We start from the raw sequence: 11,441 nt of genomic DNA, 5'->3' as shown, positions 1-11,441 counted from the left end.
CCTGAATCCGTGATGCCGGCGTCGACACTTTCCCTATCGCCGTCAGCGAGCATTTTTTGACCTCCGATTCCGTCTCAACCGCCGAATGCATCTCTGCCATGGCCAACCATAGCGGCATCGGCCGGCGACGATGACCCGTTTGCTCATGCATTGCTACCCGCCGGGTACGGTGATGCTGGCTGCCGGTGACCGTCAGCCCTCTGCGTGGTGCCTTTGTCCGACAGACGATCAGCATGGCGTGCCTCGGGGATAGCGCAGGCGGCTTCGCAAGGTGTTCAACACCGTCATGCGTCCGATGTCCTGCCCGAAGTCGAGGATGATCTGCCGCGCCTTGTGAATCACGAGCGCCGCACGATGCACCAGTTCTTGTAGCACGGTGCGGATCCGGCGCCGCTTGGCGGGATGGCGCACCGGGCTCAGCTCGCCGGTCATGCCCAGCTGCCCCATCAGCCGCAGGATGTTGTAGGCCAGCTGGGCGAGGTGCAGGATCAGATCGTTGGTGGCGAACTTGCCCGACGGCAGCCGCTCCAGGTCGAGATCGGTCTTGATCTCACTGTGGAATTGCTCGTGGGTGGCATGCGCCTGGTAGCGTTTGATCACCGCCTCCGGCGCCTCGTCCAGGCTGGTCCACCAGCCTTCCAACTCATAGTCCGGTTCGAGCAGCAACTGGCCATCGCGATCGGCGGTGCGCTCTACCAGGCGCATCACGCGTTGGACGACGTATTCGGTCTTGTTGTCGTCGTGGATCGAGACGGTCTGCGGCCACAGCGCCTGGCGCTTGCCAGGACGCAGCTCTTCCCAGTAGTCCGCCGCCACAGCCAACCAGGTATCCTGATCCGCCGTGGCCGAGCCGCGCGGGTTCCATTTGACGACATAGTCGAGCCGGCGCCCCTCGTCGGCAAAGACCTGGCGTTGCTGTTCGAGAAGCGCCAGGTGCGCCTGGCTGTCGAAGCCGCTGTCCTCGCGTAACAGGATCGGTTGCTTGGTCAGGCCTTGGGCGCGAGGCAGTACCCGCTCCAGGAAGGCGTTGCTCTCCTTCATGGTGTGCTGCTTGCCAGGCCGCAGTTCCAGACCCAGGCACCACCCTTCGTTGCCCAGATAGGCGGCGATCGGGGTGTAGCCATCGACCTTCTGGTAGGTCCGCGAGACGCCTTCCTTCTTCGAGTTGCTGTTGTCCATGACGAAGGTGTCGATGTCCAGGCAGACGTGCGTCGTCTCGGCGGTGATCGGTGCTTCGATCAGTGACAGCAGGGTCGTGGACCAGGTGGCGGTGCGCGCCTGCAGGTCGTTGGCGGCAAGTTTCTCCAGCCGCTGTCGCAGCGTCGCCGCGCTCGGCACCTTCTGCAGGGTCAGCAGTTGTTGGAAGGGCTTGTCGCGGCGGAAGTTCTCGACAGCGTCATAGTCGCTCATGCCCAGACACAGCAGGCCCAGGTAGCTCTTGATCACGTCACTGGTGCGCATGCCCAGCGTGGTGGGGAAGCGGCTGTCGATGCTGTCGACGCCAGCGATCTCGAAGCATTGCCCGATGATGGACAGCCCGGCGTGGCTGGTGAGGGTGCGGCGACTGGCGCGGAACTTGACGTTGGGCATGGCACTATCTGGGTGAATGGCGATATTCGCTATATTGCCATGCAGTTCAGTAGGTTAGAAGCATTCCTGGGGGCCGGTCTCACGGATTCAGGTTCCTGTTCTCATTACCTCTCCACCTTGTAGTAGGCTTTCGAAGAGAAACCTCTGTTGAGTTTTGACCTTCTTTTATGGATGCCTTTAAGGTAATTCCTGAGAGAGAATCCCAAGCGGTATCTGGGAAGAAGTTAGAAGCGAAGTGGGATTCATCAGATGAGGACTCGTAAATACTCGCAGCGGTCTGGATAATCGTGCTTTTTCCCGATCCGTTCTCGCCACAAATAGCGACTACTGGAAAATTAAAATCAACTCGCTGACCAGCCCAACCTCTTATACCATTGATCTCAATCCATTCGAGATGCTTCGGAAAATCCCCCCTCTGCCATTTTCCTGCCAATCTTCTTACTTCTTTGCTCAAGGGCATAACTTTCCCCTTATTTGATTTCTCGTTTTCGTTTAACAGGTATTAGACAGCGCGCTCGTTTATTAACTTGAACGCGCAAGCGCGTTTAACAATGTTATACTCCGTACTGCTTCCCCCATAACATACTGAAAAATCGACATATTAAGTATAGCTTGGCTGCATAACACCAATCATATTACCGGCTGCATAACACGATGAACGTGCAGGCAGCCTTTTCCAGCATGCTGCTTTGGGTCGATAGCGGACGTCACTCCACAAGCTCCGTCACCTTTTCCGCATCGAAAGCCAACCGCCCAGCAATCGCCGTCATCTCATCGATCGGCCGTTCATAGCTCCAGGCCACATCGGCGATATCAGGCAGCGAGTAATAGGTGGTATCGCCCTTGAACGGGCAGTGGGTAACGGTAGAGGAAATCGAGAATTTCGATATATTCACATCCGCACGCGGCAGATAGTGTCTCGGTGGATAACCCCGCTCGCGCAGTTCGATGGCCTGGCAGGTATCGGCAATCAGCATGTCGCCGTCGAAAATGCGAACCCGGCGGGTATGCGGATGCAGGGTAATGCGGGGTTCGGCGGTGTGATCGGCCATCGTCAGTCCCTTGCTGGTAGGCTGGTTCCTCAGCCTAGAATTAGGGATACATAATGTCACCGCCTGGAGACAATTTCACTTCGGCTTTTGATCTAGGTCGATCTTTCAAGAATGATCCGCTCGGCATCCGCCGAGCCACCGCGCGCTTGGCGCCAACGCCCCTCCCCGCCATGATTGAGACTTTCACGAGCTGAGGACGAATCTCTGGATGAGTAAAACGCAACGCACACCGGCACCGCTGACGAACTTGGGCCGCCGCTCCGTGCTGTTCGTGATGGCGGCGGATGCCGAATACGGCCCGCATCTGCGGGAGCGGTTCACGCCCGTGATGATCGGCGTGGGACCGGTCGAGGCGGCGGTGGAACTCACCGCGGCGCTGGCGGAGCTTTCAGCGCGCGGGCAACGGCCGGACCTAGTGGTGTCGCTGGGCTCGGCGGGCAGCCGGGATCTCGAGCAGACCGAGGTCTATCAGGCGACCTCGGTGGCCTACCGCGACATGGACGCCTCGCCGCTGGGTTTCGAGAAGGGCGTCACGCCCTTCCTCGATCTGCCGGCCACCCTGCCCCTGCCGCTGCGTATTCCCGGGATTCGCGAGGCCACGCTCTCGACCGGCGCCAACATCGTCTCGGGCGCGGCCTATGCCGCCATCGCCGCCGACATGGTGGACATGGAGAGCTACGCCTGCCTGCGCGCTTGCACCCGCTTCGGCGTGCCGCTCGTCGTGCTGCGCGGCATCTCGGACGGCAAGGTGGAGCTCAATCACGTCGACGACTGGACGGCCTATCTCCACATCATCGACGAGAAGCTGGCCGCCGCCGTGGATCGGCTGAGTGAGGCGCTCGGCCAGGGACTGATAACGTCCTGATGGAGGGCGGACGCCCGGCGCCACCGGCACTCGCGAGCCTTCTTGCGTTTCTCGGCTCGCGGCACCACCAGAGCCCCGTCAGGGCGGCGGCACGCCTATAATGAGAGGGATGGATGACGCGTGCCGAGCCACCTCTTTCTGGCCGCAAGGGAGCTCGGCGAATAACGCTGGCGGGCGTCTGCCCGATGCGGCCGGCCCGGCGATGCCGGGAGGAGAATCCCATGCGTGCAGTCATGTGGGGTGGTGTGATCCTGGCGGGTCTGACGGCGGCCCCACTGGTAGCGGCGAGCCCGCCCCCGGGCCAGAACGCGGAGGCGACGGCGTTGATCGAGTCGGTGCGCGCCGCCACGCGGCGCTTCGAGGATGTCAACGCGGCCCTGACGGCGGGCTACGTGCCGGACCCTTCCGGTGAATGCGTAACGGCCGAGGCTCATGGCGCTCCCGCCGAGCTGGGGGCCATGGGCATCCACTACCTGCGTCCCGACCTGCTCGGCATCACGGTCACCGCCCCGCGGGTCGACGGCACCGGCACCCATACCGACTTCATGAACCCCGCCATCCTGCTCTACGAACCCCAGGAAGACGGCTCCCTGGTGCTGGTCGGGGTCGAGAATCTGGTGTTCCGCAAGGCCTGGGAAAGCGCGGGACACAGCGCGCCGCCGGTCCTGGCCGGGCGCAACTGGGAGTACATGGTCGATGACCCGGCCACCCCCACCGAGGAGGCTCATCACTTCGAGGCCCACTACGATCAGCACCTGTGGTTTCGCCACAACCCCAACGGCAACCTCGAGCCGTTCAACCCGATGGTGACCTGCCGCCACCACAAGGCGTGACACCCCGCGGCCGGGCCCTGAAGCCCGGCCGCTTCCGCGCGCAATACCCCCTTCCCGGCGAGTCGAGCCCTCATCGTCAGCGGCAACGCGCATCACTCTCTCATCAGTCTTCCCCCTGGCCTGGCATCGCCGTTCCGGCGGCGAGGGGTGCCCGGCCCGTCCTCCCACGACCACCACGGAGCGATGGGGAGGGCGACGGTCGCCAGCGTTGGACTCCCGGTGATCATGGATGAAGCGCTTAGCGTGTATGGTGGGCAGTTAACGCCATTCTGACGCGCTACAAAGAGGCACCACATGAGCCTGAACGTCATCGATTACGAAGCGGCCATCGACCACCTGTCATGGGCCGGGGCCATCGAGGCGCTGCGTTCCGGCCACGAGATGGCCAGGGCCGAGGTCGGCGACCTGGTCCTCGGCCCGCCGGCGGGCGCCCTGCTCGACCGCGCCGCCTATATCGCCGGCACGGGCTACGGGGTGAAGGCGGTGACCGTCTTCGACGACAACCCGGCTCACGGCCTCGCCACGGTCCAGGGGGCGATGCTGGTCTTCGAGCCCGAGCACGGCTGCCTGGCCGCGGTGATCGACAGCCGGCTGGTGACCGAGTTCAAGACTGCCGGGGACTCCGTGCTGGGCGCCCGGCTTCTGGCCCGGCCGGACAGCCGGCAGCTGCTCATCGTCGGCGCAGGCACGCTGGCGCGCAGCCTGGTCCGGGCCTATGCCGCCGGCTTCCCGGCGCTGGAGCGCATCGCCGTCTGGGCCCGCAAGCCGGAACAGGCGCAGCGACTGGCGGAAGAGATGCAGGGCATGACGGTCGAGGTCGCGGCGGTCGACGACCTGCCCCGGGCCGCGGCGCAGGCCGACATCGTCTCGACCGCGACCATGGCCCGCACGCCGGTCCTCGAGGGGGCCTGGCTGCGGCCGGGCACCCATGTCGACCTCATCGGGGCCTACAAGGCGGACATGCGCGAGGCCGATGATGAGCTGCTCACCCGGGGCTCGCTCTTCGTCGACAGCCGCGAGACCACGATCGGGCATATCGGTGAGCTGATGATCCCGATCGCCGCGGGGGTGATTACCGCCGACGACGTGCAGGGCGATCTCTACGACCTGGTCAAGGGCAGCGTCGGCCGCCGGGCCGACTCGGAGATCACCGTCTACAAGAACGGCGGCGGCGCGCATCTGGACACCATGATCGCCAGCTACATCGCCCGGACCATGGCCGATCGAGTCCAGTAGGCGGATATTGCGACCCGAGGCCGACTAGCGCGTTGGTCTATAGGGGCATTACAGGCATCAGGGACTGGTTTACCTTGTTGAAGGGCTTGGGGGGGAGCGGTCGCGGGATACTGGCTGAGGCCGGCAAGGGCACACGACTGACACCCCATTACGGGAAAGAAGCAGCAAGCGACCGGGATATTTCGGCCCGTTACCCGGCGGCCTTGACGATGCCGGACCAGAGCGAGACACAACATGGCGCAGAGTGTGCAGGATGGGGGACAATGGCCGTTGTCGCCACCCGTGAAAGAATACCCGTTGCACTGGTTGACCGGTCAGTTCCACGACCCCGGCAAGGAAGCGATGTATCGCCGGGATAGCGAGCCCAGAATTCGCGCGGAATCCTGCCTGACGCTGAGCGTGGCCGCCCTGATCTTCGGCATGTTTGCCATTTCCGATTATTACTATATCGGCTTGAGCACGGAGCTTTATCTGCTGCTCGGCATGCGGGCCCTGGTGGTGATCGCGTGCCTGGCCCTGGCCTTCGTGATCGGACAGCGAGGCGGCTATTCCCGCCAGACATGGCTGCACGCCCTGCCGCTGTGGATACTGGCCACGGGGATCATCCTAATCATTCCCTTGCGCCCCGACAGCCTCTCCACCCAGGTCACTTCCTTGGTGGTGGCCATCATGGCCTTCTACCTGCTGATCCCCAACCTGCTTCCCGTGGTGGCGATCGCCAGCCTCTACCTGAGCGTGGGCTTCCTCGTCGCGGCGGTGATGGCGGCCGATATTTCCGCCGTGGTGGCACTGCGCCTGCTGCTGTTGCTGGTCATGGCCAACGCCGTGGGTTTCTTCGCCCTGCTTCGCCTGGAAAAGCTGCAACGCAAGCAGTTCGCGCTGCTGCAGGAAGAGCGTATCCAGAACCACCAGCTGAGCGAGGAAATCGCTCACCGAAAGTCGCTGGAAAAACAGCTGCGCATGGTCGCCGAGCGGGATGCGCTGACGGGGCTGGCCAGCCGGATTCACTTCATGCAGCGAGCGCAGGAGCTGCTGCTGCAAGCGCAGCATGACAACACCCCCTTCAGCCTTTTCATGATCGACGTGGACCATTTCAAGGCCATCAACGACACCTGGGGGCACAGTCAGGGGGACCGTGTGCTGACCGCGATTGCAAAAACCTGCATGCAATCCCTCAGAGCCGGGGATGTGATCGGGCGTTTCGGGGGCGAGGAGTTCATCGTGGCCCTGCCGAACACGCCGCTGGAAGAGGCGCGAAGAGTGGCGGAACGCCTGAAGAAAGCCGTCGCCGAGCTCCCGGTGACGGAGGCAATGACCGAACACCGCCTGACCGTCACCATCGGTATCGCCGGAGAGCTCGACGCGGCCAGCGACCTGCCCGCTCTGATCAGGCAGGCGGACCAGGCCCTGTACGCCGGCAAGCACGGCGGAAGGAACCGGGTCGAGACGAGTCCGGCGGAGAGCCGCCTGCCATGAAGCCCGAGGATCTCGAGAAACTGGTCACCCGCCGCATGCCCTTCGGCAAGTACGAGGGGCGGCTGATCGCCGACCTGCCCGGCCCCTACCTCAACTGGTTTGCCCGGGAAGGCTTCCCGCGCGGCGAGATCGGCCAGTTGCTCGAGCTGATGCACGAGATCGACCACAACGGCCTGAGCGGCCTGCTCGAGCCGCTGCGGCGGCGGGCTCGGCCGAGAAAATGAAGCCGAAAACATAACGCCCTGCGCCCATATCGACAGCCGGCTTGAAGGGGGCCGAGGTAACTCCTAGGCTTCATCGAGTCCAGTCTACGGCGTGCAGGAACATCGCCATGGACCCACATCGACGGCACCTCGCGGTGCGGCCCCGGGCTCATTATCCCGCTGGATCGACAGCCCGCTCCAGCAATGCCCCGGCAGGCCAGCGTCGACACCCCCGTACCCTGTCAGGCGAGGACCGCATGGCGATTACCACGGACATGGAGTGTGCCCGTCCACGGGCAGTCATCACATCACGGGCACCCCGCCCGGACCCGGGACGGGCCGGCATCATCGCCGCCTGCCGGGTGGAGGCGCCATGAGAGCTCCCACGCTGTCGAGTACCCAGTTCGCGATCTTCGGTGCCATGCTGATCGCCATCAGCTACGGCCTCGCACGCTTCGCCTTCGGCTTGTTCGTGCCCCAGATGCGCACCGCGCTGGATCTCTCCCCCTACGTCATCGGCATCATCGGCGCCCTGCCGCTCATCAGCTTCCTGCTGGCCACGGCGGTCGCCCCCCTCGCCACCGATTATCTGGGGGCCCGCAACGCGGCAGTGCTGTCCGGAGCGTTCGGGGTCGGCGGCCTGGGGCTGATCAGCCAGGCGCCCAACGCCCTGCTGCTGGGCGCCGGGGTATTCGCGTGCGGGATCTGCACCGGCCTGATGATGCCGGCCCTCACGGCGGCCATGCAGGCCATGGTGAAGCGCTCGATGCACGGCCGCGTCAGCTCGGTGATGAACGCGGGGACCAGCATCGGCGTGATCGTTGCCGTGCCCACGGTGCTGTTCATGGTCGGCGCCTGGCGCATCGCCTATCTCTCCTTCGCCGTCTGCGCCGCCATCGGCGTGATGGGTGCCTGGCTGTTCCTGCCCTCGGTCTCGCGGATCGTGCCCGCCAATGCCGCCCCACCGGCCCCGTTCAAGGAACTGCCCTGGTCGCGTCTGTGCCGGCTGTCCCTGTTTGCCTTCGTGATGGGCTTCGTTTCCTCCGCGTACTGGATCTTCGCGCCCGACCTGGCGGTCAACCTCGGCAACCTGGCGCCCGGCGACACCGGTTGGCTCTGGCTGGCGGTGGGCATCGCCGGCCTGGGCGGCGCCGTGGTCGCCGACCTGGCCGATCGCAACAACCCGCCCATCACCCATGCCCTGATGCTGATGATGCTGGCGGCGAGCCTGTCCCTGCTTGCGGCCAGCCCGAGTCAGCCGCTGCTGGCGGCGTTCTCCGCGCTGGTCTTCGGCCTGGCCTACATGAGTCTGACGGGACTCTATCTGATGACCGGCATTCGCCTGTTGCCGGGTCGGCTGTCGGCCGGGCCGGTGCTGCCCTTCATGGCGGTCTCACTCGGGCAGGCCACCGGCTCGCCGGCCGTCGGCGGGCTGGTGAATATCTTCGGTTACGCCGATGCCTTTTCCATGTTCGCCGCGCTCGGCATCCTGGTGGCCATCCTCTCGCCCTTCTACCCGGGCCACATCGAACAGCAAGACGAAGAGGAGCCCGAGGAGGCCACCGGCCTTCAGGCCGCCTACGACAACCAGCTGCAGAACGACGAGGGCGAGCCGCTGGAAGAACCGGCAGAGGATGAGGCGGAAAAGCCGGCCGCCAGTTCAGGCTCATGAGGCAAGCGCTCGACTCCCCGGCCTCATCGTCCAGGGGTGGCAGCTGGAGGCCGGAGGAACGTTGAAAACGGCCTTCCCGCCACATGCCATAACCGTCCCGGCCACGATGGCTTCCCGCAGGGCGAAATCGACCGACGGGTCGCACGCTTCCTTGCAACCAACCAGAACGGCCCGAGCGATCTGCTCGGGCCGTTCTGGCATGGAAAAGCGGCGATGATCCAGGTCACGCGGCGGCCCCGCCGGATCAGCGGGGCCGGCGCACGAGCTCAGGGTTCCATGGAGCGCGCGGCAGTCATGGCCGGCTTTCGGGCGCGGACCACCCAGTAGCCTGCAGCGCCGGCGATGAACAGCATGCCGCCGCAGCCTACCGCCAGGGCATAGGCCCCCCACACCGAACTATCGGGGATTGCAAAGCGACCGGCCAGACCGGCCAGCGTCTCGGCATACTGGTTCCACAGGAACACCCCGATGCCGATGCCCGACAGCATGGTGCACACCGCCACCCACCGCGAGCCGGTCATCCAGCCGGCCTCCAGGCTCTCGTCGTCCTGGTGCAGGAAGGCCAGGTAGTCGCGTTCCGACTGGCTGACCCGGGTCATCCGCGAGGCCACGAGAATAGCCACAAGGGCCGCCACGGTGCTGATCACCACCGGGTGCAGATAAACCGGCAGCGAGATCCATCCGGCCTGATCGGCCAGCGAGAGCAGCAGGTTGCCGACGAAGCCGACCACCAGGCCCCAGGCCGCACCGGCGGCGGTGATCCGGCGGCTCCAGATGCTCATCAACGCCACCGGCCCCCAGGACGAGGCAAACAGGGTCGCCGCGAACCACACCACGGCCATCACCGCCGGCGGCTGGAACAGCGCCAGTACCAGGGCGATCAGGCCAGCCGCCAGTACCGCGAGCCGGCTGGTGCGCATGGCGGTCTTCTCGTCACGCGACGGCGGCAGGATATCGTTGGAGAGGCTGAAGCCGATGATCGACAGGAAGGTCGAGCAGGACGACAGACCGGCGGCGAAGACCCCGGTCAGGATCACGATACCCAACCAGGTGGGCAGGACGTTGAGTGCCGACCAGACCATAGCATGCTCGGCATCCAGGTCGGGCTTGTAGAGGTTGATGGCGGCCCCGGTCATCATCATCAGCGCGTAGAAGACCGCCAGTGCCACGGCGGTGAACATCGCCGAACGCATCACCACGTGCTCGTTGCGCGCCATCAGGTAGCGGCTGGCCTGCCAGGGGCTCGCTGCCAGCACGGCGGCCCATACCAGCCCCAGCGTCAGCCCCCAGGTCAGCGATTCACCCGGCGAGGCGAAGCTGGCATCGCTGCCCCGGACCACGCCGTGCCAGAGCGCGATGCCGGGCTTGTCGGACTGGCTCATCAAACCTTCGAGGACACCGTGCCAGCCGCCCAGGTCGTTGATGATATAAAGCGACCCGCCCAGTGCGGCCAGTGAGAAGATGACGAACATCACCGTGTCGGTCAGCACTACGCCCGGCGAGCCCGAGTAGAGGATGAAACCGGTGTAAGTTAGCCACACCGTAACTATTCAGGTGGCTGCGGATGGCATGTCGCCAACCACCTGATTTTTTTGGCATAGTGTGCCTGATCCTTCGGCACGTCTATGCGGTGACATGACCATCAGCGATATCAACGTCGACGAGGCCCTGGAACGGGTCCGGCAGCAGCTCAAGGAAGACCACACGGTCTCGCCTTCCTTGCGTGCTGCCATCGACGTGCTGATGCTGCTGGTCAAGCTGATGGCCGACCGACTGGCCACCAGCAGCCGCAACAGCAGCAAGCCGCCGTCACAAGACCCCAACCGCCAACGCCGTTCCCGGGCCAAGGGCGAGCGTCGCCCTGGCGGGCAACCGGGTCACGAAGGCAAGACGCTGGCGCCGGTCACCGATCCCGACGAGATCGTGTCGTTGCGCGTCGATCGCCGCACCTTGCCCAAAGGGCGCACCTATCGCTCGGTCGGCATCGAAACGCGCCAGGTGCAAGACATCGTGATCCAGGCCGTCGTCACCGAGTATCGCGCCGAGGTGCTGGAGGACGATCTCGGGCGGCGCCATGTGGCGCCGTTTCCCGACGGCGTGACCCGCCCGATCCAGTATGGCCCACGTCTCAAGGCGCATGTCGTCTATCTCTCGCAGTATCAGTTGCTGCCCTATGCCCGCATCCAGGCGCTGCTGGCCTCACAGTGCGATCTATCGCTGAGCACCGGCACGCTGTTCGCCTTCAATCAAGAGGCCTATCAGCGCGCCGAGGCGTTTGCCGAGTGGGCGATCCCGGCGCTGAGGCAAGCCGCGACCGTGCATGCCGACGAGACCGGGATGCAGGTCGGCGGCAAGCGCTACTGGCTGCACAGCGCCTCGAATGACGCCCTGACCTACTTGGCGCCTCACGCCAAGCGAGGTCAGGAGGCCATGGATGCCATCGGCATCCTGCCCTATGTCCAGGGGGTGCTGGTGCATGATCACTGGAAGCCTTACTACCGCTACGCGGATTGC

12 protein-coding genes are annotated in these 11,441 nt (G+C 64.7%); 7 read left to right on the top strand and 5 right to left on the bottom strand.

Annotated elements, in window-relative coordinates:
* The 4 genes from KGQ91_RS08690 to KGQ91_RS08675 all read right to left on the bottom strand — a co-directional run.
* The coding region (locus KGQ91_RS08690) for a hypothetical protein (protein WP_205596304.1) at nt 1-235 on the bottom strand (235 nt) is incomplete at its 3' end.
* Nucleotides 229-1,590, bottom strand: a complete 1,362-nt coding sequence (locus KGQ91_RS08685; RefSeq protein WP_035409900.1) for an IS1380 family transposase — start codon at nt 1,588-1,590, stop codon at nt 229-231. The genes KGQ91_RS08685 and KGQ91_RS08690, both read right to left, overlap by 7 nt.
* Nucleotides 1,591-1,669: 79 nt before the next feature.
* Entirely contained in the window at nt 1,670-2,044 is a 375-nt protein-coding gene (locus KGQ91_RS08680) for an ATP-binding protein (RefSeq protein ID WP_224420781.1), read from the bottom strand.
* A 253-nt stretch (nt 2,045-2,297) separates the two neighbouring features.
* Nucleotides 2,298-2,642: a DUF427 domain-containing protein gene (locus KGQ91_RS08675; protein ID WP_224415458.1), complete on the bottom strand. Its 345-nt coding sequence runs from the start codon at nt 2,640-2,642 to the stop codon at nt 2,298-2,300.
* 208 nt (nt 2,643-2,850) lie between these two features.
* Here KGQ91_RS08675 and KGQ91_RS08670 point away from each other — a divergent pair, with 208 nt between their 5' ends.
* The 6 genes from KGQ91_RS08670 (at nt 2,851) to KGQ91_RS08645 (ending at nt 8,927) form a co-directional block, all read left to right on the top strand.
* Nucleotides 2,851-3,507: a 5'-methylthioadenosine/S-adenosylhomocysteine nucleosidase gene (locus tag KGQ91_RS08670; protein ID WP_224415459.1), complete on the top strand. Its 657-nt coding sequence runs from the start codon at nt 2,851-2,853 to the stop codon at nt 3,505-3,507.
* A gap of 221 nt (nt 3,508-3,728) precedes the next feature.
* The gene (locus KGQ91_RS08665; protein ID WP_224415460.1) at nt 3,729-4,340 is read left to right on the top strand and encodes a hypothetical protein; all 612 of its coding nucleotides are present in this window, start codon (nt 3,729-3,731) and stop codon (nt 4,338-4,340) included.
* 294 nt (nt 4,341-4,634) lie between these two features.
* A complete protein-coding gene (locus KGQ91_RS08660) occupies nt 4,635-5,576 on the top strand; it encodes an ornithine cyclodeaminase family protein (RefSeq protein WP_224415461.1) in 942 nt (313 codons plus the stop codon).
* A gap of 234 nt (nt 5,577-5,810) precedes the next feature.
* The gene (locus KGQ91_RS08655) at nt 5,811-7,052 is read left to right on the top strand and encodes a GGDEF domain-containing protein (protein WP_205596187.1); all 1,242 of its coding nucleotides are present in this window, start codon (nt 5,811-5,813) and stop codon (nt 7,050-7,052) included.
* Nucleotides 7,049-7,276 carry a DUF3820 family protein gene (locus KGQ91_RS08650; RefSeq protein ID WP_163647701.1) on the top strand — a complete coding sequence of 76 codons (228 nt, stop codon included), beginning with the start codon at nt 7,049-7,051 and terminating at the stop codon, nt 7,274-7,276. The genes KGQ91_RS08655 and KGQ91_RS08650 overlap by 4 nt, the downstream gene beginning before the upstream one ends.
* A gap of 352 nt (nt 7,277-7,628) precedes the next feature.
* The gene (locus KGQ91_RS08645; RefSeq protein WP_163647702.1) at nt 7,629-8,927 is read left to right on the top strand and encodes an MFS transporter; all 1,299 of its coding nucleotides are present in this window, start codon (nt 7,629-7,631) and stop codon (nt 8,925-8,927) included.
* Between the two features lie 266 nt (nt 8,928-9,193).
* On the opposite strand, the gene KGQ91_RS08640 is transcribed toward KGQ91_RS08645, so the two are convergent.
* Nucleotides 9,194-10,468 (bottom strand): sodium:solute symporter family protein, encoded by a 1,275-nt coding sequence (locus tag KGQ91_RS08640; protein WP_224420780.1) that lies wholly within the window; start codon nt 10,466-10,468, stop codon nt 9,194-9,196.
* A 94-nt stretch (nt 10,469-10,562) separates the two neighbouring features.
* Here KGQ91_RS08640 and KGQ91_RS08635 point away from each other — a divergent pair.
* Nucleotides 10,563-11,441: IS66 family transposase (locus tag KGQ91_RS08635; RefSeq protein WP_224420085.1), on the top strand; the 879-nt coding region annotated here is incomplete at its 3' end.

This window comes from Modicisalibacter tunisiensis (assembly GCF_020148005.1).
Classification (GTDB): Bacteria; Pseudomonadota; Gammaproteobacteria; order Pseudomonadales; family Halomonadaceae; genus Modicisalibacter; species Modicisalibacter tunisiensis.
The sequence above is the reverse complement of the archived record's forward strand: the minus strand, read 5'-3'. Positions and strand labels throughout refer to the sequence as shown.